This window comes from Aeromonas sp. s12, from assembly GCF_040907925.1.
In the GTDB taxonomy this organism is placed as follows: Bacteria; Pseudomonadota; Gammaproteobacteria; order Enterobacterales; family Aeromonadaceae; genus Aeromonas; species Aeromonas veronii.
This window is the reverse complement of the sequence record NZ_JBFOCT010000035.1, coordinates 45,233-67,028: the sequence shown is the minus strand read 5'-3', so window position 1 is coordinate 67,028 and position 21,796 is coordinate 45,233. Positions and strand designations below refer to the sequence as shown.

Below are 21,796 nucleotides of genomic sequence, written 5' to 3'. Positions count from 1 at the left end.
AAGATAACCGGATTGAGTGGCGGGAGCCCATTATTCCAGAGCCGCCCGCCAAGGGGTAGGGTCAGAGCCCCAGCGCCCGGGTGATCTGCAGTTTGAGGGGGTCGTCAGCCGGATTCTGGTTGGCGCCGTAGCTGGCGATCAGCTTGCCATCGCGCCCCACCAGATACTTGTGGAAGTTCCAGTTCGGCTCATCCCCATCAGCGGCCGCCGCCAACCCCTTGAACAGTGGCACAGCATCGGAGCCCCGCACCGCTACCCGATTGAACATCGGGAAGGTGACGCCATAGTCGCGGCGACACACCTCGGCGGTCTTGGTCTCGTTGCCCGCCTCCTGCCAGAAGTCGTTGGAGGGGAAACCAAGAATAATCAATCCCTTATCCTTGTAGCTCTGGTAGAGCTGCTCCAGATCGCGGAACTGGCCGCTGTAGCCGCAATAGGAGGCGGTATTAACCACCAGTACCACCTTGCCCTCGGTCAGCTGACAGAGGTTGTGGCGCTGAGAGTTGTTTAGCTCCCGCATCTCCACATTGAAATAATCGGGGCACGCCGCAGAGGCCGCGCCAGCCCCCAATAACAGCAACAGAGTGAACCATTTCATCGCCAAGACTCCTTTTGTTTTGTCCATCATACGCGGTTACCAGAGCCGCAGTTCACTCTCAATGCAAGGGAATGCCGGTCAGCCAGCCGTGGCCCCAGAACACCAGCAGCGCGGTGGCAGCCAGGCCTGCCCCGACGCTGATGCCGGTGCCCGTCCAGTTGGCCGCCGGGCGGGGATATCGCTGCCAGTCCCGCACCGAAATCCAGACCATGCTCACCAGCGCCCACAGCCCGATGCCGCCAAACAGCACCAGAGATCGCGCCTCGCTGTTGACCAGCAGATGGGCCACCGCCCAGAGCAGGGTACCGAGCAGTTGGGGATGCACCAGCCAGCGGCGCAGATGGTTGGGCCCCTGGCCGGAGAAAAAGAGGATCAGCGCAAAAGGCATCATCACCGTCATGGTCATCGGCCCCCACTCCGGCAGGAAGTAGAGCGGCAGCGAGCTGGCCGAGCGCCAACCGGCGATGATGCAGGCGATGGCGACAAACACCAGCAGGGAGAAGAGCCCCTTGTAGCGATTCTCACCCAGCCGTTCTCTCAGTCGCGCCCGATGGGCCACCGCAAAACAGGGGTAGAGATGGATCAGGGTAAACAGCGCAACCCCCAGGGTCAGCAGGAACATGAGTCTCTCCTTGTACTTGGTACGACCACTATGCCGTAAAGGGAGATGTGCGCCTATCAAAACCGCGCTGACCCATGGAGTCAAAAGTGTGGCAAGACAAAGGAACGGAAAGAAAAGAGCCGATCACGATGGATCGGCAAATAAGTGCCAGGGCAGTCAGACATCTCGCGGGATGGGAGATGCCCCAAACGGGGATATTGAGTAGCCGATGGGGCGCATCGGCCGAACCGGATCAGCCCTTGAGCTGATAGAGCGCCGCTACGTTGCGCGCAGTGAGTTGAATATTGGTGCTGGCGCTCTCCAGCGCCTCCGGCAGAGACATGGCGCGGTTGACCACGGCGAATACCGCGTCCAGCCCGTGATCGTGTACCACGCCGCAATCGTCGGTCAGGCAACCGGAGATACCGATCACCGACTTGCCGAACTGCTTGGCGCAACGTGCGACACCGATTGGCGTCTTGCCATGGATGGTCTGGCTGTCGATGCGCCCTTCACCGGTGATGACCAGATCCGCATCGGCCACTTCCTCGGCCAGTTTCAGCGCTTCGATGACGATCTGGATGCCGGGCTTGAGCTCGGCACCAAGCAGGCCGACCAGTGCGGCCCCCATGCCACCGGCAGCGCCCGCCCCCGGAATATCCTTCACCTGCTTGCCAAGGGCCTGCTCAATGCAGTCGGCATAACGGGCGAGGTTGGCATCGAGTTGCACCACCATCTCTGGAGTCGCCCCCTTCTGTGGACCAAACACCGCAGAGGCGCCTTTCAGGCCACAGAGCGGGTTGTTCACATCGCACGCTACCTCGATAACCAGATCGCTCAGACGCGGATCCAGACTGCTCAGATCGATGGTCGCGAGCTCACTGAGACCTGCGCCACCCAGAGCAATAGGCGCACCATCCGCTTTGAGCAACTTGCCACCGAGCGCCTGGATCATACCGGCACCGCCGTCATTGGTGGCGCTGCCGCCGATACCGAGGATCAGGTGCTTCACCCCCATCTCCAGCGCGGCCAGGATCAGCTCGCCGGTGCCGAAGCTGGAGGTGAGCAGCGGATTGCGCTGCTCGGGCGCCACCAGATGGATGCCGGAGGCGGCGGCCATCTCGATGACGGCGCGCTCGCCATCACCCAGCAGGCCGACGAAGCCCTGCACCTTGTTGCCTAGGGGCGCGGTCACTTCGACCGGCAGGATGCGGCCACCGGTGGCATCCACCAGCGATTGCACCGTGCCTTCACCGCCATCGGCCATCGGCAATTTGACGTAGGTGGCGTTTGGCAACACCTGTTTGAAACCAGCCTCGATGGCATCAGCCACCGCCATGGCGCTCAGACTCTCCTTGAATGAATCGGGGGCAATAACAATTTTCATATCAATTCCTTAGGCGAGGCCAAACACGCCAAACATCAGGGTGGAGACAGTGGCAATGGTCAGACCGACTGCAGTTTCGTAAGGGATAAGTTTCAGGCGCTCACCCACCCCCATGTGGACGCTGCCACCGGTGGCATGGAAGAAGGAGCCGTGGGGCATGTGGTCAAACACGGTGGCACCGGCATGGATCATGGCTGCTCCGGCCAGACTGCTGATCCCCAGTTCAATCAGGGTGGAGCTGAATACGTTGGAGGCCACCACGGTACCGGCGGTGGTCGAGGCAGTCGCCAGCGACATCAAAGCACCTGAGATGGGCGCCAGCAGGTAAGAAGGCAGACCGGAGGCTGTCAGGCCGCTGATCAGCACATCTTTCAGGCCGGAGTTGGCAATGATGCCCGCCAGGGTACCGGTACCCAGCAGCATGATGGCAACCGGCGCCATACGGGCGAGGCCGGAGACCGCAAACTGGTTCACCTTGCTGAATTTACCCATCATCAGGGCGCCGACCAGACCACCGAGGGGGAGCGCAATCAGCGGATCCACCACAATACCGGCAACAGGACGCAGAGCCAGCAGCAGGATGGCGACCAGCGGTGCACTGATGGCGGCGGCAAAGCCTGGCAACTTGGCACCGGCAAAGCTCACCACTTCATCAGCAGCAACCTTGCTGCCCTTGTTGTTCAGCCGCTTGGCAAGCCAGTAGGCCATCACCAGACCGAACAGACCCGGGATGATGCCCGCCGCCATCACAGAGGTGAGGGGCAGATGGAAGGCATCAGCCGCGGCAATGGCGTTGGGATTGGGGGACATGACGTTGCCCGCCTTGCCGCCGCCGATCATCGCCAGCAGGATGGCCGCCTTGGAGAGGTCGGCACGGCGGGCGATGGCCAGCGCGATGGGGGCGACCGTGATAACGGCCACATCCACGAATACGCCGACCGCAGTCAGGATCAGAGTCGCCAGCGCCAGTGCCAGCAAAGCGCGGGTTTCACCCAGCTTCTTGACGATGGTCTCGGCGATAGTGGTGGCCGCACCCGATTCGATCAGCACGCCCGCCAGTACACCGGCCGCCAGGATCCGCATCACCGCAGTGGTGATCCCCTGGGCGCCGCCGATCATCAGGGCGACGGTCTGGGTCAGGTCGGCACCGCCAATCAGGCCACCGGCCAGGGCACCCACGATCATGCCGTAAGCGGGCGGCACCTTCTTCAAAATGAGGATGATGGCGATGGAGAGCGCCGCGATGGCGCCAAGGGCTGTAACCGGGATCATGACGGACACCTTCAATGGGAGTGAATGGCCGCCATTATGGAGATCTGCAATCAGAATGCTTTGGCTGAATAGCCAAAAATCACGTCATGTAAAAGTGGTTTCTTGTCTAAATTTACAATCACAAGTCGAGATTAAGGCCGAGATAGAGCAAAAATTTGTCGTCTAACTTGTTGAAATTCAACCCGGTTATCTGCTCTATCCGCCCCAGCCGATAGCGCAGGGTATTGGGGTGAATGAACAGGGCTTCGGCACAGCGATGCAGATCACAATCCTGCAAGAAATAGTGGCGCAGGGTCTTCTGCAGCACCCCCTTGCCATCTTCCCGGGCCAGTTTCTGCAGCGGTGTGCGCAGCTGATCCGCCTGCCAGGAGTCCGCCAGACTGCCCAGCAGAACTGGCAAACGGTAGTCCTCAAAGAAGTAGACCTGTTTGCGCGGCGCCTGCCGCATGCCACGGCGCAGGGTATCTCGCGCCGTCTGGTAAGAGCGCGCCAGCCCGTCGATCCCGGCGAAGTAATCGCCCACCGCGATATGCACCTTGAAGTGGGGAATACGGGCCAGCAACTGCTTGATCCGGCTGCGCTCCTGCGCCGATTGCCAGACGCCCTCACTCAACTGCGCCGGTTTGAGCACCACTATCTCGTCGAGCCCGTTGATGGCGACCAGATTGTCCCGCTCCGGGTTCTCCAGCTGATGAACCAGCTCCCGCAGACGCGCCGGATCCGCCTCCTCCAGAGCCAGCACGGCCACCACCCTAGGCTGGGCCAACTCCAGCCCGAGAAAGCGGGCCGCCTGCTGCAATTGATCGACTCGCCCCTCACCACGAATGAGCTGCAACACCAGCTCCTCCTTGTGGCGCTTGTCCCACTGCAACTGCTCGGTGAGCGCCGCCTGCTCTAGGATCAGCTCTGCCGTCATTCGCACCAGCTCGGCGTAAGCACGAACTTCCTCCGGATCGCCAGAGATGCCGATCACTCCGATCAGATCCCCCTGATAGGAGATGGGTAAATTGATGCCGGGTCGCACCCCTTTGAGCTGCAAGGCTGTCGCTTCGCTGATCTCCACCACCCGGTTTTCGGTGAGCGCCAGCACGGCCCCTTCGTGGCGCTGATGGATCCGTTCCGGATTGCCGGACGCAATGATGAGGCCATGTTCGTCCATCACGTTGACCGAGAACGACAGGATCTTCATCGCCCGTGCGACGATCTGGCGGGCAAGGTTATCGTTTAGCTGCATAACATCTCCGGACAAGGGGCTGATCTGGCGACGCCACCACGGGCCTATTCAGGGCACATGGGCGCAAAGATGCCACATCATCAAGACAAGCGAGAGGGGGATCGCTAGAATAGGCCACTTTACCCGATGTGTGCCCCGCCATGGAGCAGGAATTGCGTGCTTGCACCCGCCTGCCCGTGATGGCCCATCCCTCCGATCTGGACTGTGCTATGGATTATGAATTTCGCCGCGACCCGTTTGGTGGCTATCGCGCCCGGTTCTCCATGGGCCATGAAGCCATCGGTCAGTGGCTGATCGACGAGGTTGGCAAGGATGAAGAGAAGCTCGACGAGCTCTTCTCCATCATTGATCAGCTCTCCAACCGCACCCGAGTCGAATACCGGCTCAACGGCGGTGACTACTCCCTGCTGCTGACCCATGAAGAGGCGGAGGTGAAAGCCAACGCCCTCAATATCGAGCTGGGTGAGGATCTTGACGATCTCGCCTACTACGATGATGAACAGCTGGCCATGTGCGGGCTGGAAGATTTTGCCCAGGTGCTTACCTCCTGGCGCGCCTTTATCCGTAACGAGGATATGGGCTGATTGACCCAATGTCGGATTACTATGTCGGGCAAATGTGCCCTTTTGCCTAACTCAACAGGATTGATTATGTCTATTTACGATTTTGATGACGAACTGCCGGAAGACGAAGAACAGGAATCCACCAAGAAAGCGGCTGCACCTGCCAAGAAGAAAGGCAAGCAGGTGATGAACACCCAGGTCAACCTGAGCCCGCGCGATGCCAGCCGCCTGAACGGCATGCACGTTGAAGCGATCGCCACACTGGACGACGTCAGCCTGCCGAAGAACGTCATCTTCAAGGCTGGCCTGATCGCCCTGGGCGAACTGGAAGCCGGCAAGCGCGCCGATATCATCGCCCGCGTGATTGCCGAATCAGGCCGCTAATCGCCCCTGAAGGCAAATAGAAAGCCGGAGCCACTGCTCCGGCTTTTTGTTTTCCGCCCAGGCACTCTCAACGGCAATCGATCCCCTTTCCGGCTCGGGAGACCAGTTGGTCATAGCGACCATCGGCACGGGCGGCAGCCAGGGCATGATTGAAGCGCTCAAGCAGGTTGGCGGCCTCCGGATACTGCCGTGAAATGATCAGGTAAAAAGTGTCGCTCTGACGAAAGTGGGGCAATGCCTGCAGATGGCAGGGGTCGCCAAACAGCTGACGGCTGGCATCCCGGGTCACCGTCTCGTTCATCGGCAGCAGATCGATCCGTTTGCGATCCAGCAGTTGCAGACACTGTGCCAGTGTCTTAGGGCGCTGCAGATCCAGCCCGAAACGCTTGATCACCCCGTCGGCATGGCTGGTGCTCCACCCCAGCGGAATGCAGACACGCAGCCCTTGCCAGCGGCCAGCCTGAATGGCCTCGCTCCCCCGATAGGTGAACCAGGAGAGGCGATCTATATGAATGGGAGCGCTGTAGTGGAAGAGCTTGGCCCGCTCGGCAGTCCAGGCGTAGGGGAAGGTAGCCGCGACCAACCCATTGCGGGTCAACTGATAGCCGCGGGGCCAGGGCAGGTAGTCGACCCGGATCTCCCGATACCCGGCCTCTTGCAGCAGGGTCGTCACCAGCCGGGTGCTCTCGCCGCCTTCAGGCAGGGCCTTGCCGGTATAGGGGGTGAACTCACCGGTCACCAGCAGCAAGGGCGCGGCCTGCAGCCAGACACACCAACAACACAACAACCACAGACAGTGCTTCATCAGCTGCTCTCCCTTTACCCTGTTGATGAGTATAGAGAAGGGATCCGACCACCTCCTGCGCGGTTGTCCTGCTGACGCCCACTTGTTAAGGTTGCCGCCTGCCTCGCTCAAGGAGATCCAATGTTACCCCTTCCCGACTCATTTATCTGGGGCGCGCTGGCACTGGCAGTGCTGCTTGCCCTCTTCCGCCAACGTCTTCCCGCCTTTGCCCTGCTGGGACTCTCCCTGCTGCTGGCCCTGTGGCTTGACCGAATGACGCTACCCGCCCTGCTGGTCTCGGTCGCAGGATTACTGCTGGCGTGGCGTGCGCCAACCCTCCCCGTCCGCTGGGCGATGGCGGCCAGAGTGGTGCTGATCCTCTGGGCGATTGCGCTGACCCTGCACCTCATCCCCGGCTTCAACAATCTCAAGGTGCTGGATCAGGCGCTGGCAGGCCCTGCCAGCGTACCGTTCAACATGTATCTGAACCTCGACAAGCCGCTGCTGCTCTTTGGCTTGCTGCTGGCCTGCCCGATGCTGCTGGGCAAGGGGGGCGCAATCCGCTGGCGCCCGCTGGCCCTGTTGCCGCTGCCGCTGGGCGCCCTGCTTGTCATCGCCTGGCAGTTGGGGGCACTGAAACCGGAAGTGGGTCTGCCCCACTGGTGGTGGCTGTTTGCACTCAACAACCTGCTGTTCACCTGCGTGGCAGAAGAGGCGCTGTTTCGCGGCGCGATCCAGCAGGCGCTGACCGAACGTTATCGCTCCTGGATTGGCATAGTCGTGGCCGCGCTACTGTTCGGAGCCATCCACCTGCCCGGTGGCCCACTGCTGGCGCTGTTTGCGACCCTGGCAGGCTGCTGCTATGGCCTGGCATTCCAGCTCAGCGGGCGACTCTCCGTGGCCATCCTGATCCACTTCGCCTTCAACTTCGCCCATCTGGCGCTCTTCACCTACCCGCTGGCCCACCGCTAACTCCTGAAGGCGCCTGACACGGGCGCCTTCCCTCGCTCTTCCCTCTCTCTTTAAGCGTGCTGCCTCGCTCGCTTTACACCTCCACAAAGCTCCAAACAAAACCAATTCATTTGCTTGTAACCAAAATGTAAACAAACTGACCTCTGCATTCGCCATAACAGTCACTTTCCATTGCCCTGCAACCAAAAGGATCCTGTGATGCAGAAAACCCTCAGTTATGCCGCCCTGCTGCTGGTCAGCCAGTTCCCGCAACTGGCACTGGCCGATACCGATGTCTATCTCACCAACAACAGTCCTGAACCGCTCCAGATCGACATCCGCCAAAGCGGCAGCGGCCAGCTGCAACCCGGCAGTCAGTGGAGCCAGCACCGCACCGAGCTGGGCCCGTGGGAGAGCGCCATGGTGCTCAGCTTCAATCGCTATGAGGGGGTCAAGGCGGGCAAGAGCTATCTGTTCGAAACCCGCGTGACCACAGCGGCAGGCGACATCTATCGGCTCAACCAGCTGATGGAGGGAACCTGGTGGAACACCACCTTGCAGCACGGTGGCGAAACGCCAACCGGCGCATCCGGCTGGCAAAACGATCGAGCGATCCACCGCGTTGCCGGGCCACAAGAGCTGGCCTTTGCCGCCAAGTTCACCGGCCGCTACGACGATCTGCACTATATGATCACGCCCCCCCAAAAACGGGAGCAACCGGAACCGGCAGAACACAGGCTCAAGGTGGCCAGCTACAACGTCTGGGCACTGCCGGTGATCGCCTCCAGCATCGGCGAGCGATTGACCTTGCTGCCTGATTACCTCAAGGGCTATGACGCCCTGCTGCTGCAAGAGGTGTTCGATGGCCGCCGCGAGGGCTTTTTGCAGGCGCTGGCAAAAGAGTATCCCTACCAGACCAAGGTGCTCGACAAGCCCGGGGTCAACGTCCACGACGGCGGCGTGGTGATCGTCAGCCGCTATCCCATAGTGCGGGAGGCCCAGCTGGTCTATCCCCAATGCACCGGCACCGACTGCTTCGCCGACAAGGGGGTGATGTACGCCGAGGTGATCAAGGGGGGCAAGGCGTGGCACCTGTTCGCCACCCACACCGCCAGCTTCGACACCGACGAGGCGCGCAAGCTGCGCCAGATCCAGTTCGGTCAGATCCGCTCTCTGGCAGCCAGCCTCAAGATCCCGACCACGGACACCGTCATCTACGGCGGCGACTTCAATGTCAACAAACGCAAGTTTGCCGATGACTACGCCAACATGCTGGCCAATCTGAACGCCCATGAACCCGCCTATGGCGGCTATACCGAAGCCACCTTCGATCCCAGGATAAACCCCTATGCCGGTGGCCCACTCTCCGGTGGCGCCAACGTCGAGTATCTGGACTATCTGGTAGTGAGCCGGGAGTACGGCAGCGCCAGCCACAACCTCAACACGGTCTGGATCCCGCGCAGCAGCGATGGCAGCCTCTGGCCCGCCAGCAACCTCTCAGACCACTTCCCAGTCAAGGGAGAGATCAGCCGATGACTCGCCGTTACGGGATACTGGCACTGGCTATCCTGACCCTTTTGCTGGTGAATCTGGGCTGGCAGGAAGAGCCGTCTCCGATATCGCCAGAACGGTCGACGACGCCTTCTCCGGCCGATGTGCAGTTGCCAGCAGAACCGGGGAGCCCGCCTCCCCGCATGCCAAACGCTGAGGGGATGAATGGCAAAAGCAAAGAAGTGCCCAGCAGCTGGCAGGCGATGCCGGATGAACTGATCAACCAGCTTGCCAGCGAGATCAGCGACAGCGAGTTGCCGCTGGCGCAGCGTGTGAGCAATCTGGAAGCAACAGAGGCCGGGTGGCTGAGCGAGGGGGAGAGCCTGATCCGGTTACAGGGGCGCTATGCCCTGGCGCTGGATCAGTTGGCGCAGGAGAGCGAGCAGTTACCGCTGGCCGAGCGAATGACCGCCCTCACCCGTTTGCAGGATCGGTGGGCGGCGGATCATCCGGATCTGGCGGTGGATCTGTTCAACCCGGATGCCCGCCTGCAGCAAGCTCGTCAGCTGTGGGGAGATGAGGAGCTGGCCACCCTGGCCCGCCACTTCCTGCCCGCAGAGCAGGCTGAAGCCACGCTGGCGTTTGCCGGGGCGCGCCAGCAACAGCTGGATCAACGCAGCCGCTACCAGCGAGAGCTGGCCGAGCTGGAGCAGCAACTGGCGGCCAGCCAACAACAGATGGATCCTGCGCTGTGGCAACAGCACAAAGAGGAGGTATTGAGCCAGTGGCGTCGTGACTTCTTCGCGCGGGAGCAAGGCAAACCCTGAGGTCAGCGCTTGCCCTTGAACTGCTTGACGCTGCGCTTGGCCTGAGTACGGCGATTGGCCTGCTTGTCACGCGGGGGGCGCTTGCCCTCCCCGCTGGCAGGCTGGTCGGTAACCGGGAATCCAGCCAGATCGCCCAACGGCAGCTCGCGGCCGGTCAGGGTGCGGATAGCTTGCAGCATGTCACTCTCGCCATGACAAACCAGCGAGATGGCCTGCCCCTCGCGGCCAGCCCGGGCGGTACGACCAATGCGGTGTACATAGACAGGGGCGCTGGCGGGCAGATCCAGATTGATCACCACCGGCAGCGCCTCCACATGGATGCCACGCGCCATCAGGTCGGTGGCCACCAGCACCCGAATTTTGCCCTCTTTGAAATCGCTGAGCGCCTGCTCGCGCACCGCCTGTTCTTTTTCGCCATGGAGGGCAGCCACAGCGATGCCTGCCTTGGCCAGCTTTCTGGCCACACCGTCGGCATCATCCCGCGCACTGATAAAGACCAGCACCTGCGGCCACGCCTGTTCCTTGAGCAAGCTGATAAGCGCCGGGACCTTGCTGCTCTTGTTGACCAGATAGAGTCGCTCTTCGATCTCGTTCACCACGCTGTTGAGGGGGGTGGCCTCGATGCGGGTTGGCTCACGCAGCAGGCCGTTAGCCAGCGCCTCTAGCTCGGCAGGCAAGGTGGCGGAGAAGAGCAGGGTCTGGCGATCCGCCGGAATAAAGCCGAGCAGCGCCTTGATGTCGGGAGCAAAGCCCATCTCCAGCAAGCGATCCGCTTCATCCAGCACCAACAGTTGCAAACCATCTAGCCCCAACAGTTGCTGGGTCAGCAGATCCCGCAACCGCCCCGGCGTCGCCACCAGCAGCGGTGGCTCCAGCGCCAGCTCGGCCTGTTGCCGCTCCTGCGCAACGCCCCCACAGAGAGTAACGATGCACAGCCCCAACGCCTCGGCACCCTCTTTTAGCGCGGCAGTGACCTGAATCGCCAGCTCGCGGGTCGGCACAAGCACCAGACCCTGCACCTGACTGGAGGCAGGATCCAGCCGTTGCAGCAGCGGCAAGCCAAACGCCAGGGTCTTGCCGCTGCCGGTCTGGGCCAGTGCCAGCAGATCCTGCCCCGCCAGCGCCGCCGGAATGGCCAGCTGCTGGATGCGGGTCGGCGTCTGCAAGGTGACGGGCAACGAGGCAAGCAGAGCGGGATGAAGGGCAAGTTCGCTAAAGGTCATGGCGCTACGTCAACAAAGAAGTGGGAGGCGAAGTCTAGTGAGCGGGGGCCGAGAAGTAAAACCCTATCCATGATGGCCTGGCCGAGGGACGCTGGCGACCGGCTGACTACACTTTAGCTGACCCATCACCAAAAGAGACCCGCCATGACCAGACACATCCCCCTTCTGCTGCTCGTGGTCACCCTGCTCGGCAGCGCCACCCTCGGCCTGTCGCAGACTCCGAAGAACGACGCTGCCCCCGAGCCGCCTAAACCGGCGCGCATCCTCAATGCCCACCTTGGCGAGCTTCCGGGGCTGATCAATGCCGACAAGACAGGCCCCTTTGTCGACCTGGTGCACGCCATCGATGATCTCTACCCCGATGTGACCATCAAGATCACCATCTACCCCATCGCCCGTGCCATGGCTGGGGTGATCTCCGGCAAGGCTGATCTGGGGCTGCCCGCCATCCGCAACCTAAAGGATATCGATATGCTGGCTTATCGCTTCAGCACCCGCAGTTTTGGCAAAGTTGCCCATGTGATTTACAGCAATACCGCCTATCCGGTCACCACAGATATGGCCTACGGCATAGTGCCCACCAAACGGGACCTGCTAATCGAGGCGGTTCCCGACTATATGCCCTTCCCGGTGCAGCGATCGATGAGTATCGAGCAGTCACTGCGCAAGCTCTCACGCGGCCGTATCGACGCCTTTGTCTGGGCGCAAGAGGAGGCCGACCTGATGCTCAAGCAGCTGAGGCTGACCAATATCAGGCGAGAATTTTTCGGAGATTTCGAGGATGTCTTCATCATCCAGAAAGGGGCTGCTGGTGATGAAATGGACGAATTTCTCCGCCAAGCCATCGATCAGCTGGCCGCCACCGGCAAACTGGCCGAGATCTACGAGAAGATCCACCGCCCCTATGTGGAGTGGCAACCCTCCCCAACCGCCAAGGCTGAACCGGCAACCACCCCGCCAGCTACGCCCTGAACAGACAATTCCCGCATAAAAAAATCCCGCCTAAGCGGGATTTTTTTATGGCTTGCAGCCTTACAGCACGGCCAGCGCCGCAGCGTAGTTCGGCTCGTCGGCCACTTCGGCGACCAGCTCGCTGTGCAGCACCTTGTTGTCACCATCCAGCACCACGATGGCGCGAGCGGTCAGACCGACCAGCGGACCGGAAGAGAAGGCCACGCCGTAATCTTCCATGAAGGCCGCACCGCGCAGGGTGGAGAGAGTCACTACCTTGTCCAGACCTTCGACGCCGCAGAAGCGGGACTGGGCGAACGGCAGATCGGCGGAGATGCACAGCACGACTGTGTTCTCCAGCGCGCTGGCCTGCTCGTTGAACTTGCGCACAGAGGTCGCGCAGGTTGGGGTATCGACGCTCGGGAAGATGTTCAGGATTTTGCGCTGACCGGCAAAGCTTGCCAGGGTCACGTCGGAGAGATCCTTGGCCACCAGGGAGAAGGGCTTGGCTTGCTCACCGACGACCGGGAAGTGACCAGCGACGGAAACCGGGTTGCCTTGCAGAGTGACTGAGTTGCTCATGTGTTATGTCCTTTATTGGTGTAGTAAAAATCCGGGTGATCAGTATAGGGGCGGCGGGACCAGACAAACACCCGCGAAGACAAGGGATATAAAGGGGTTGACCTTGGACTTAACACCAAGGTTTAGACTCCTTCTCGGTAATCAGGGATCTCGCAGGGGCGGGATCCATCAAGAGGGACTCATCATGAGCAAATCCTGCTGCAATCATCAGCACGCCGCCCCCATCAAGGCCGTCAGCAAGGCGGCCTCCGGCCAGAGTGAGCATCACCACGATAGCCACTGCTGCGACAACACCACGCCCGTCAGTTGCTGTTCAACCCAGACGCCTCATGAGCACGCATCCCGTGACGGCAATGAATCCCCCGGGGATGAAGAGCCTCCCCGAGGAAGCTGTCACGATCAGCCGTGCTGCAGTGCGTCCATATCGCCAGCTCATAAACATGCACATGAACATCAGCACGATATGCCACCTGCCGATACGCTGGTTACGCCTGCGCAAGGCAACAGCCGCCATAGCTGGCAGGTGATGGGAATGGATTGCCCCAGCTGTGCCCGCAAGATCGAGACCGCCGTCAGCCGGGTGAACGGTGTGCAGCAGGCGCGCGTACTGTTTGCCACCGAGAAGCTGGTGGTGGATCTGGCCCCCGGCCTCTCCCCCGATCCCGTCACCGCCGCCGTGCTGGCCGCAGGTTTCCAGCTCAAGGGGGAAAGCGCTGACAAGCAGGCAGCTGGCCGCAAGCAAGCGTCACAACAGCCCCTGCAGGGCAATCTATTCGGTAACTTTCTGGGCAAATATTGGCAGCCCCTGTCACTGGCGGGTCTGATGCTGGTCGCCGCCCTGCTGCCGAGCGAGCTCGGTCAGCCGCTATTTACCCTGGCGACCCTGTGGGGCCTATGGCCCATCTCCCGCAAGGCGTGGGCGCTGACCAAAAGCGGTTCCCCTTTCGCCATCGAAACCCTGATGACGGTGGCAGCGCTTGGCGCACTGTTCCTCGGTGAAACCGCCGAAGCGGCCATGGTGCTGCTGCTGTTTATGCTGGGGGAACATCTGGAAGCCTACGCCGCCGGGCGCGCCCGGGCCGGGGTCACCGCCCTGATGGCGCTGGTGCCCGACAAGGCGCTGCGGATCCGTACCACTGCCGAGGGCGAGGTGCGGGAAGAGGTCGGTGCCGACGAGCTGCGTCCCGGCGATATCATCGAAATCGCCCCGGGTGCCCGCCTGCCCGCCGATGCTCGTCTGCTCGATGCCCTCGGTGCGTTTGACGAGAGCGCCCTGACCGGCGAATCCATTCCGGTGGAACGCCGTCAGGGTGACAAGGTGCCTGCCGGCAGTCTGGCGGCCGATCGGGTGCTGCGTCTTGAGGTTGTGTCCGAACCCGGCAACAACGCCATCGACCGCATCCTGCACCTCATCGAGGAAGCCGAGAGCCAGCGCGCCCCCATCGAGCGCTTTATCGACCGCTTCAGCCGCTGGTACACCCCGACCATGATGCTGATCGCCCTGCTGGTCGTCATTGTCCCGCCGCTCGCCTTCGGCCAGAGCTGGGACGAGTGGATCTATCGCGGACTGGCACTGCTGCTGATCGGCTGCCCCTGCGCGCTGGTCATCTCCACCCCGGCAGCGGTCACCTCCGCACTGGCAGCGGCAACCCGTCAGGGAGCGCTGATCAAGGGTGGTGCCGCGCTGGAGCGACTGGCCCATATCGATACCGTCGCCTTTGACAAAACCGGCACCCTGACCCTGGGCAAGCCGCAGCTGACCGAGCTGGTCAGCCTCAATGGCCAGCCGGAGGCCGAGTTGCTGGCACTGGCGGCAACCATCGAGCAGGGTTCCCACCACCCGCTGGCCCGCGCCGTGGTCGCCAAAGCGAGCGAACAGGGGCTGACGCTGGCGGACGCCCGCGACCTGCGCGCCCTGCCGGGCATGGGGGTTGAGGGGCGCATCGACGGCAAGCTGTGGCAACTGCTGGCGCCGAGCCGGGTGGCGACCCTGAATGCGGAACAGCTGACCCGGGTTGGTACGCTGGAGCAGCAGGGCAAGACCGTCGTGGTGCTCTGCCAGAGCAGCGGCGACAAGGCGCTGCCGGTCGCCCTGCTGGCGCTGCGGGATCAGATCCGGCCCGAGGCGGCGGCTGCGCTGCAAGAACTCCATCAGCTCGGGCTCAACAGCATCATGTTAACCGGGGATAACCCCCGTGCCGCCGAGGCGATCGCCACCGAGCTGGGCATGGGCTGGCGCGCCGGTCTGCTGCCGGAGAACAAGGTAGAAGAGATCGCCAAGCTCGCCAGCACCCGGAAGGTTGCCATGATCGGCGATGGCATCAACGATGCCCCCGCCATGAAGCGGGCCAGTATCGGCATCGCCATGGGGGGCGGCACCGATGTGGCGTTGGAGACCGCCGATGCGGCGCTGACCCACAACCAGCTCGGTGGCATCGCCGCGATGATCCGGCTGTCGCGGGCGGCACTGGCCAATATTCACCAGAATATCGCGCTGGCACTGGGGCTGAAGGCCATCTTCCTGGTCACCAGCCTGCTCGGCATCACCGGCCTGTGGATTGCGGTGCTGGCCGATACCGGCGCCACCGCGCTGGTGACCGCCAACGCCTTGCGGCTGCTGCGCAAGCGTTAAGCCAGCCAATGGCATCCCAGCCAAAAGCCGTCCCCCAACCGGGACGGCTTTTCTTTTTCCTCTCATTCCTCTCACGGCACCCGGTAAAAGAAAAAGCGCGCCTGCCGGTCGGCAGTCGCGCTTTGCTTACTCTCTCGGAGTTATCCCACCCTTGGCGAGGTGGAATTCAACCCGGGGGCGCCGAGCCATCCCCCGGACTCAATGGCTTGCTTACTTGACGCTGCACTCCTGAATGACGGCAGTACCTGCCTTGACGCCAGCCGGGTCAACCTTCACCAGCACACTCCACAGCCCCTGCGGCAGGGTGATGCTGTTATTGGCACTGCCCCCCTTGGAGAAGGCGAACGAATAGCCGGTTTCAGCGTTCACCACGCCGCCACCGTTGAGCAGGTACTCCTTGCTCCAGTCCTCGTTGGCCACCTTGAACTCGGTGCTGCCGGCATAGTTGAACGCCGCCTGATAGATGGCGAGATCGCCGTCCATCCCCTTGTAGCTCAGCTGGTACTGAGGTTGGGCATTCCAGCCTGAAAGCTCACCCTTGACGAACAGGTTGTAGCCGAGCGGATTGCCCGCCACCGTATCCAGCACCTTGCAGCTCTGCACCGGCTCGGTGAAGCTGACGCTCAGGGTCGGTTTGTCCTTGTTCATGGCGGTGAAGACAAACTTGTAGCTGCCTGCCTTGGCCAGATCGACACCGATATTGCCGGTTTCTCCCCCCTTGCAAAGGGTCAGCGGAGTGCCGACCACCAGCTTGTCACCGGCGTTGCAGCTGCCGTAGTTGACCGGCCCCCAGCTGGCGTCAGCGATCTTGACGTTGGTGGTACCCAGCTTGTCGGTGCTCACCTCGGTAGTGAACTCGTACATAAAGTTGCCGCTGAAGGTCATCTGGTTGGTGTTGCCCCACTCATTGAGGAACCCCTTCAGATAAACATCGGTGTTGCCAAACGGTGGCAGGGTGCTCAGGTCGGTCTTCTTGCTGACCGGCAGGCCCGCGCCCTGTGCACCAGACTGCGGCTTGACGAACACGGCGGCAGACCAGGCCCCCAGCGTCAGCTGGCCATTATCATAGGCGGCGCCGCTGGCGATGCTGTCGACTGCGCGATGCTTGCTGCTAAGCACCATACCGCTCAGATCGATGGGCTGATCGTTACCGTCACGGAAGTCACCGATGCTCTGGCTCTGGTTGCTGGCGTTGATCATCACCACCAGACCGTCGATGGCCGGATCCAGATCCGCCCCGGCACTGACGCCATCATCCACCGTCATGACGATAAGGCCGGGCACCTGATCCGGGCCGGTATTGCGGAAGTCGACCCGCTTGATCACCTCGGCGCCGCTGCCCAGACGCAGCAGGCGGGAAGAGTTGCGCAGTTCCGCCAGCTCCTGATAGAAGCTCACCATCTGCGCCATCTCGGCCGAGCCCGGCTTGGCATGCTTGCCGAGCACCTGCTCGATCAGCGGATAGTTGTCGCCATCCTTGTCCTTGCGCGGCAACCCCTTGTCGAAGTTGTTGTCGCCCAGGGTGTAGTCGACCTTGTTGTACCAGTCGCCCGAGTCATAGCTGTCCCGCTCCATGGATTTGGAACGCAGCAGCTCGACACCGGCGTGGGTGAAGGGAATGCCCTGACCCAGCATGGCAGTCGCCAGCGAGACCCCCTGCATCCGCACCAGATCGGCTCCGGCAGGCGCCTTGTAGATCAGGTTGTCGAACAGGGTCTGGTTGTCGTGCTTGTCGACATAGTTCTGCACTTCCACCGGATCCTGGGCATAACCGGCGCTCTGACCGTTGTAGTCGATCTCGGCGCCTTTCTTCGGCATGCCATCCTTGTCGGTCAGCACGAACTCCTTGAGGTTGCCCGCCATGCCGAGCCGCACCAGATCGGACTGGTGCAAGGCCGTAGCCAGATCCACCTTGCTCATTTCGTTAGGATCGACGAAGGCACCGTTGCCAAAGCCCTGGGTCTTGCGAATGGTATCGCCGCCATCGAACGGACTGCCGCCGCGCACCGCATCGCGCAAGCGGTCCGAGAAGGATCCGATACCGGTACCGCCCAGATGCTTCTGGGTAGCCTGCACGAAGCGCTTGTCATCCTGCACTTCGCCGAAGTTCCACCCCTCGCCGTAGAAGTACATCTCGGGATTGACCTTCTTCACCGCGGCCAGCGCCTGCACCATCTGATCTTTCGGATGGTGGCCCATCAGGTCGAAGCGGAAGGCATCGATCTTGTAGTCGCGCGCCCAGGTGACCAGAGAGTCATCCATCAGCTTGGCGAACATGGCGTGTTCCGGCGCCGTGTTGGAGCAGCAGGTGGAATTCTCCACCGAGCCGGTCTCCGGATTGAGGCGCTGATAGTACCAGGGCACTATCTTGTCGAGCACCGACTTGGGACCGAGCCCGGATTCGTTGGTGTGGTTGTAGACCACATCCATCACCACGTTCATGCCGATGTTCTGCTTGATGGCCTTGACCATCTCGCGGAACTCCAGAATACGTTTGGTGCCCTCGGCGTTGGTGGCGTAGGAGCCTTCCGGCGTGGTGTAGTGGTAGGGGTCATAACCCCAGTTGAAGGAGTCGACGCCGCGCAGGTAACCGGAAAGCTCCTGCACCTGCGGATTATCCTTGCTGTCGCCCCCTTGCAGGTCGGCCAGCACATCCCCCACGGTCTGACCGCCACCGCAATAGCCGCCAAATCTGGATGTTTTCACATCCGGATTGACCTGACAGAGCTTGCTGAAGTCATCGCCGAGATTGGCAACCTTGGCCGGATCCTCGTTGACGGTGGCGATATCGAACACCGGCAGCAGGTGCAGGTGGCTGACGCCGCTTTTTGCCAGCGCTTTCAGATGGTTGACCGGTACAGAGTCGGGCTGGGTCAGACCGACAAATTTGCCGCGCTTCTCTTCATCGGTGGAGGCATCGTTCCCGGTCAGGTCGCGAATATGGGCCTCATAGATGGTGATGTCGGCGGGGTTCTGCTGGCTGTGGGGCGCCTTGAGGCTGTCCCATCCTTCCGGTTTCAGGGCCGGATCGTCGAGATCCACTACCTGACTGAACTCGGAGTTCATCGCCAGACTCAGGGAGTAGGGATCGGTCACCTCGTAGCGCTCGACCTTGCGGCTCAGCGGATGGTAAACCTCCATGTCGTAGCGGTAGAACTGGCCGAGCAGCTCGCTGCCCCCTTCGTAACTCCAGCTGCCGCTGGCGCTGTCGAAGGTCATGGCCACTTCACCACTCTTCTGGTGGCTGGCGTTGTAGAGGGCCAGCTTGACCGACTTGGCGGTCGGCGCCCAGAGGCGGAAGGTCACCCGGTTTCCTTCCACCACGGCACCATAGCTCAGCTTGGTCGCCTCGGGAGCATAGAGCGCATCGAGGGCGCCGGCGCTCTGCACCAGGGTCGCCCCCTGCAGGATACCATCGGCATCGGTGCCGATAGCCACCAGTTCCCCCTTGAGCAGGGGCTTGAGATCTTTACCGGCCGGCAGGGCAAAGGCGGCGGCATCCTTGAGATGCGGATATTTGGCCTGTTGCTCGGCAGTCAGACTGGTCGCCGTCAGAGTAATATAGGGGAAATCGAACACCCCATCGGCATTGGCCTTGATGGTGCCCGAGTCGGTGTAATAGAGGCGAACGTGGGGCTTGTCCTTGCCCCCTTGCCAAATCAGGGTATTGCCATCGATAAGATGAGCGCTGGCCCCCGCCACGCCAAAGGCGGCGGTAAAGGCTTCGGCACGGCTGCCAAACAGGTCTTTCTTGCCCGCGACGATGGCCACGGTGCGATCCGGGTGCTCACTGAAGCTCACCTTCATATCGCTGCCGGTCAGGTTGGCCAGATCGCCGTTGCGAGCGATAAAGTTGATGCACCCTTCCACATTTTTGAGCGGAACGACCCAGGCCGGACCAAAGCTGTCGACGGTGGCAGGAGTCTTGCTCTTGTCATCCCACCCGGTATTCAGGCCACTATCAGCGGTGGCGTTACAGGCATCGTTGTTCCAAAGGTGCAGGCTGTGGCTGTCAAACGGTACCTTGGCGCCTTTGGCTGCCGACTGGGTATCCACCAGCGCAATGACCACCTGATTCTCCCCGGCAACCAGCAACTCTTTCGGGGGATCCATCTTGGGCAGACGAGCGACAGGCCCATCGGTGACTTCAGGTGTAGGCGGTGTAGGGGGGACGGGGTTCACACCGGAGGCATCAGAGCTGTTGTCATTACAGCCAGACAAAAGCGCGAGCAGTGAGGCTGTTACCAGCGCCACTTTGGTCTTTTTCATATCCATATTTTTATAATTCCCGCTGTAGTTAGTCTCGATAGTCGAGCACCCGGTCATTGCCAGGCGGTGCCATATTAATCAGCGGCAATCGATTCAAATGTGAGCGGAAAGGCAAAAAAACCATCCAGTTTCAACAAGATAACGTTTTCAGACTGAAACTTCGATCCGGCTCACAGACCTCGCGGCCATTTGGCCTCATATCTGGAAAACGGCAGTCACGGGGTCAGAAAAGCAATGTCTGATCAAGTGGATAGACAAGGAGTAAACAATGAAACGGATTGAAGAGCAGGCAAGACGACTCGATCAGGAGTATCAGGCGATCGGGCAGCTGTTCGACCAATTCTGCCAGCAGGCTGGCGCCCTGGCCGAACAGTATTACTTCTTCAACTGGCCCGATTATGAAGACTCGCCCCCGCTGAGCCGCGCCTTCACCCTGCTGGGGGAACCCCGCGAACTGCGGCTGCGCTGTCAGCCCGGTGAGCGCTCCGCCCTCAATGGCCTGATCCAGGTAGTCTCGGAGGATGGCACCATAGATGCCAGCCTCGGATTTCGCGCCGATGGCCAGCTGCTGCTGGAGTCCGGCAATCTGCTGGACAACCCGCCCAGACTGCTGCTCAAGCTGCTGCTCGGCGCTGTGTGGCAACACAAGCCCCAAGATGAAATCACCGGGCAACCGCACTGACATCAGGTGCCAACGGCAATGAAACCAAGGGGGGCAACGGCCCCCGCTATTTATCCTGTTCGCTGGCGATCTCGATGGTCACATGCACCAGCTCTTCATGAATCGCCAGCCGCTCGCGGATCTGCTGCGCCGGTAGCGGATTGACCATCAGCAAAGAGAGCACGCAGGCATACTGCTGCTGCCCTACCCGCCAGACATGCAGATCGCGAATATCAGTGCCCGGCAGTTCGGCGATGACCTCGCGGATCTCCGCCACCAGAGGGGTATCCATCTCGGCATCCAGCAGCACCCGGCCGGAGTCCCGCAACAGACCCCAGGCCCACACCGCGACCAGCCCGGCACCCACTATGCCCATCAGCGGATCCAGCCAGTCGGCCCCCCACAACATACCCCCAGTCAGCGCCAGAATCGCCAGCACGGAAGTGGCCGCATCCGCCAGCACGTGGATATAGGCGGCGCGCAGGTTGAGATCCTGATGGCCGTGGTGATCGTCATGGTCATGATGATGGTCGTGGCCGTGATGCTCATGATGGTGGTCATGCCCATGGTGATGGTGGCCGTGATCATCCTTGAGCAGCCAGGCACAGGCGAGATTCACCAGCAGCCCCACCAGCGCGATAGCGATCGCCTGTTGATAGTGGATCGGGCTGGGATCCAGCAGCCGGAACACCGACTCGAACAGCATCAACACTGCCACTCCCACCAGCAACAGGGCGCTGGTGAAACCACCCAGCACCTCGATCTTCCAGGTGCCGAAGCTGAATCTGTGGTCGCGGGCAAAATGGCGGGCGGCGCGGTAGGCCAGCACCGAGAGACCGAGCGCCAGAGCGTGGGAGCTCATGTGCCAGCCATCGGCCAGCAGCGCCATGGAGTTGTAGAACCAGCCGCCGCCAATCTCCGCCACCATCATGATGACGGTCAACAATACGGCCCAGCGGGTCTTCTGTTCGGCCAGCGGATTGCCCTCGTGGATGACGGGTTGATGGCAGTGTGATTGAGCGAGGGATGACATGGATTTCTCCTGAGAGCGATGATGCAATATACTATACCCCAGTATAGTTTTATCGATCGAGAGGATCCGTCATGTCCCACACCATTCACGACAAAAAGAAGCTGCTGGCACGGGTGCGCCGCATCAAGGGACAGGCTGGAGCGCTGGAGAGTGTGCTGGAGCAGGAGAGCGACTGCAGCGCCATTTTGCAGCAGATTGCAGCCATCCGCGGCGCCGTCAACGGCTTGATGCTGGAGGTTCTGGAGGGACACATGCGCGAGCATCTCGGTGCCCCCGATGCCACCCCTGCCGAGCGGCTGGAGGATCTGGATCAGGTGGTCAGCGTCCTGCGATCCTATTTGAAGTAAGCAGGA

Annotated in this window: 19 protein-coding genes; 9 read left to right on the top strand and 10 right to left on the bottom strand. The window is 61.4% G+C overall.

Going from position 1 to position 21,796, the window contains the following annotated elements; translation table 11 throughout:
* Positions 1-61: 61 nt before the first annotated feature.
* The 5 genes from AB5Y67_RS17610 to AB5Y67_RS17590 all read right to left on the bottom strand — a co-directional run bounded on the left by AB5Y67_RS17610 (position 62) and on the right by AB5Y67_RS17590 (position 5,092).
* Positions 62-598 (bottom strand): glutathione peroxidase, encoded by a 537-nt coding sequence (locus AB5Y67_RS17610; protein ID WP_076495785.1) that lies wholly within the window; start codon positions 596-598, stop codon positions 62-64.
* Positions 599-656: 58 nt separating this feature from the next.
* Complete coding sequence (locus AB5Y67_RS17605) at positions 657-1,220, bottom strand: NnrU family protein (protein ID WP_042084306.1); 564 nt, start codon at positions 1,218-1,220, stop codon at positions 657-659.
* Positions 1,221-1,452: 232 nt separating this feature from the next.
* The gene (locus tag AB5Y67_RS17600; protein WP_150390228.1) at positions 1,453-2,586 is read right to left on the bottom strand and encodes a glycerate kinase; all 1,134 of its coding nucleotides are present in this window, start codon (positions 2,584-2,586) and stop codon (positions 1,453-1,455) included.
* Positions 2,587-2,595: 9 nt separating this feature from the next.
* The gene (locus tag AB5Y67_RS17595; protein WP_005340326.1) at positions 2,596-3,858 is read right to left on the bottom strand and encodes a GntP family permease; all 1,263 of its coding nucleotides are present in this window, start codon (positions 3,856-3,858) and stop codon (positions 2,596-2,598) included.
* A 118-nt stretch (positions 3,859-3,976) separates the two neighbouring features.
* The gene (locus AB5Y67_RS17590) at positions 3,977-5,092 is read right to left on the bottom strand and encodes a sugar diacid recognition domain-containing protein (RefSeq protein ID WP_194495288.1); all 1,116 of its coding nucleotides are present in this window, start codon (positions 5,090-5,092) and stop codon (positions 3,977-3,979) included.
* A 209-nt stretch (positions 5,093-5,301) separates the two neighbouring features.
* Between AB5Y67_RS17590 and AB5Y67_RS17585 the strand changes: the two genes are divergently transcribed.
* Together AB5Y67_RS17585 and AB5Y67_RS17580 are read left to right on the top strand one after the other, a co-directional pair.
* Complete coding sequence (locus tag AB5Y67_RS17585) at positions 5,302-5,676, top strand: YacL family protein (RefSeq protein ID WP_026034971.1); 375 nt, start codon at positions 5,302-5,304, stop codon at positions 5,674-5,676.
* 66 nt (positions 5,677-5,742) lie between these two features.
* Positions 5,743-6,039: a hypothetical protein gene (locus AB5Y67_RS17580; protein ID WP_005348860.1), complete on the top strand. Its 297-nt coding sequence runs from the start codon at positions 5,743-5,745 to the stop codon at positions 6,037-6,039.
* A 67-nt stretch (positions 6,040-6,106) separates the two neighbouring features.
* On the opposite strand, the gene AB5Y67_RS17575 is transcribed toward AB5Y67_RS17580, so the two are convergent.
* Positions 6,107-6,844, bottom strand: a complete 738-nt coding sequence (locus AB5Y67_RS17575; RefSeq protein ID WP_150390226.1) for an ABC transporter substrate-binding protein — start codon at positions 6,842-6,844, stop codon at positions 6,107-6,109.
* 120 nt (positions 6,845-6,964) lie between these two features.
* Here AB5Y67_RS17575 and AB5Y67_RS17570 point away from each other — a divergent pair, with 120 nt between their 5' ends.
* From AB5Y67_RS17570 to AB5Y67_RS17560, 3 genes are all read left to right on the top strand, one after another.
* The gene (locus tag AB5Y67_RS17570; protein ID WP_150390225.1) at positions 6,965-7,795 is read left to right on the top strand and encodes a CPBP family intramembrane glutamic endopeptidase; all 831 of its coding nucleotides are present in this window, start codon (positions 6,965-6,967) and stop codon (positions 7,793-7,795) included.
* Positions 7,796-7,993: 198 nt separating this feature from the next.
* Complete coding sequence (locus AB5Y67_RS17565) at positions 7,994-9,310, top strand: sphingomyelin phosphodiesterase (RefSeq protein WP_199427887.1); 1,317 nt, start codon at positions 7,994-7,996, stop codon at positions 9,308-9,310.
* A complete protein-coding gene (locus tag AB5Y67_RS17560; RefSeq protein WP_199427888.1) occupies positions 9,307-10,092 on the top strand; it encodes a hypothetical protein in 786 nt (261 codons plus the stop codon). The genes AB5Y67_RS17565 and AB5Y67_RS17560 overlap by 4 nt, the downstream gene beginning before the upstream one ends.
* Before the next feature lie 2 nt (positions 10,093-10,094).
* On the opposite strand, the gene AB5Y67_RS17555 is transcribed toward AB5Y67_RS17560, so the two are convergent.
* The gene (locus tag AB5Y67_RS17555) at positions 10,095-11,315 is read right to left on the bottom strand and encodes a DEAD/DEAH box helicase (protein WP_325793996.1); all 1,221 of its coding nucleotides are present in this window, start codon (positions 11,313-11,315) and stop codon (positions 10,095-10,097) included.
* Positions 11,316-11,459: 144 nt separating this feature from the next.
* On the opposite strand from AB5Y67_RS17555, the gene AB5Y67_RS17550 reads away from it, so the two are divergent.
* The gene (locus tag AB5Y67_RS17550) at positions 11,460-12,287 is read left to right on the top strand and encodes a transporter substrate-binding domain-containing protein (protein WP_325793995.1); all 828 of its coding nucleotides are present in this window, start codon (positions 11,460-11,462) and stop codon (positions 12,285-12,287) included.
* 60 nt (positions 12,288-12,347) lie between these two features.
* Here AB5Y67_RS17550 and tpx read toward each other — a convergent pair whose 3' ends face one another.
* The gene (gene tpx / locus AB5Y67_RS17545) at positions 12,348-12,848 is read right to left on the bottom strand and encodes a thiol peroxidase (protein ID WP_194495277.1); all 501 of its coding nucleotides are present in this window, start codon (positions 12,846-12,848) and stop codon (positions 12,348-12,350) included.
* Between the two features lie 184 nt (positions 12,849-13,032).
* On the opposite strand from tpx, the gene AB5Y67_RS17540 reads away from it, so the two are divergent.
* Positions 13,033-15,480: a zinc/cadmium/mercury/lead-transporting ATPase gene (locus AB5Y67_RS17540; protein WP_199428114.1), complete on the top strand. Its 2,448-nt coding sequence runs from the start codon at positions 13,033-13,035 to the stop codon at positions 15,478-15,480.
* A gap of 210 nt (positions 15,481-15,690) precedes the next feature.
* On the opposite strand, the gene pulA is transcribed toward AB5Y67_RS17540, so the two are convergent.
* Positions 15,691-19,755 (bottom strand): pullulanase-type alpha-1,6-glucosidase, encoded by a 4,065-nt coding sequence (pulA, locus tag AB5Y67_RS17535; protein WP_199428113.1) that lies wholly within the window; start codon positions 19,753-19,755, stop codon positions 15,691-15,693.
* Between the two features lie 262 nt (positions 19,756-20,017).
* On the opposite strand from pulA, the gene AB5Y67_RS17530 reads away from it, so the two are divergent.
* Positions 20,018-20,431, top strand: a complete 414-nt coding sequence (locus tag AB5Y67_RS17530; RefSeq protein WP_199428112.1) for a hypothetical protein — start codon at positions 20,018-20,020, stop codon at positions 20,429-20,431.
* Between the two features lie 46 nt (positions 20,432-20,477).
* On the opposite strand, the gene dmeF is transcribed toward AB5Y67_RS17530, so the two are convergent.
* Complete coding sequence (gene dmeF, locus AB5Y67_RS17525; RefSeq protein ID WP_199428111.1) at positions 20,478-21,443, bottom strand: CDF family Co(II)/Ni(II) efflux transporter DmeF; 966 nt, start codon at positions 21,441-21,443, stop codon at positions 20,478-20,480.
* 71 nt (positions 21,444-21,514) lie between these two features.
* Between dmeF and AB5Y67_RS17520 the strand changes: the two genes are divergently transcribed.
* Positions 21,515-21,790 carry a metal/formaldehyde-sensitive transcriptional repressor gene (locus AB5Y67_RS17520; RefSeq protein ID WP_199428110.1) on the top strand — a complete coding sequence of 92 codons (276 nt, stop codon included), beginning with the start codon at positions 21,515-21,517 and terminating at the stop codon, positions 21,788-21,790.
* The last annotated feature ends 6 nt before the right edge of the window (positions 21,791-21,796 follow it).

Bases quoted from the DNA above. Each gene is read 5' to 3' on its own strand.
- AB5Y67_RS17565 (WP_199427887.1), top strand. From the start codon at position 7,994: ATGCAGAAAACCCTCAGTTATGCCGCCCTGCTGCTGGTCAGCCAGTTC.
- AB5Y67_RS17540 (WP_199428114.1), top strand. From the start codon at position 13,033: ATGAGCAAATCCTGCTGCAATCATCAGCACGCCGCCCCCATCAAGGCC.
- AB5Y67_RS17585 (WP_026034971.1), top strand. From the start codon at position 5,302: ATGGATTATGAATTTCGCCGCGACCCGTTTGGTGGCTATCGCGCCCGG.
- AB5Y67_RS17580 (WP_005348860.1), top strand. From the start codon at position 5,743: ATGTCTATTTACGATTTTGATGACGAACTGCCGGAAGACGAAGAACAG.
- AB5Y67_RS17550 (WP_325793995.1), top strand. From the start codon at position 11,460: ATGACCAGACACATCCCCCTTCTGCTGCTCGTGGTCACCCTGCTCGGC.
- AB5Y67_RS17555 (WP_325793996.1), bottom strand. From the start codon at position 11,315: ATGACCTTTAGCGAACTTGCCCTTCATCCCGCTCTGCTTGCCTCGTTG.
- AB5Y67_RS17610 (WP_076495785.1), bottom strand. From the start codon at position 598: ATGAAATGGTTCACTCTGTTGCTGTTATTGGGGGCTGGCGCGGCCTCT.
- AB5Y67_RS17530 (WP_199428112.1), top strand. From the start codon at position 20,018: ATGAAACGGATTGAAGAGCAGGCAAGACGACTCGATCAGGAGTATCAG.
- dmeF (WP_199428111.1), bottom strand. From the start codon at position 21,443: ATGTCATCCCTCGCTCAATCACACTGCCATCAACCCGTCATCCACGAG.
- AB5Y67_RS17570 (WP_150390225.1), top strand. From the start codon at position 6,965: ATGTTACCCCTTCCCGACTCATTTATCTGGGGCGCGCTGGCACTGGCA.
- tpx (WP_194495277.1), bottom strand. From the start codon at position 12,848: ATGAGCAACTCAGTCACTCTGCAAGGCAACCCGGTTTCCGTCGCTGGT.
- AB5Y67_RS17590 (WP_194495288.1), bottom strand. From the start codon at position 5,092: ATGCAGCTAAACGATAACCTTGCCCGCCAGATCGTCGCACGGGCGATG.
- AB5Y67_RS17560 (WP_199427888.1), top strand. From the start codon at position 9,307: ATGACTCGCCGTTACGGGATACTGGCACTGGCTATCCTGACCCTTTTG.
- AB5Y67_RS17575 (WP_150390226.1), bottom strand. From the start codon at position 6,844: ATGAAGCACTGTCTGTGGTTGTTGTGTTGTTGGTGTGTCTGGCTGCAG.
- AB5Y67_RS17520 (WP_199428110.1), top strand. From the start codon at position 21,515: ATGTCCCACACCATTCACGACAAAAAGAAGCTGCTGGCACGGGTGCGC.
- pulA (WP_199428113.1), bottom strand. From the start codon at position 19,755: ATGGATATGAAAAAGACCAAAGTGGCGCTGGTAACAGCCTCACTGCTC.
- AB5Y67_RS17605 (WP_042084306.1), bottom strand. From the start codon at position 1,220: ATGTTCCTGCTGACCCTGGGGGTTGCGCTGTTTACCCTGATCCATCTC.
- AB5Y67_RS17600 (WP_150390228.1), bottom strand. From the start codon at position 2,586: ATGAAAATTGTTATTGCCCCCGATTCATTCAAGGAGAGTCTGAGCGCC.
- AB5Y67_RS17595 (WP_005340326.1), bottom strand. From the start codon at position 3,858: ATGATCCCGGTTACAGCCCTTGGCGCCATCGCGGCGCTCTCCATCGCC.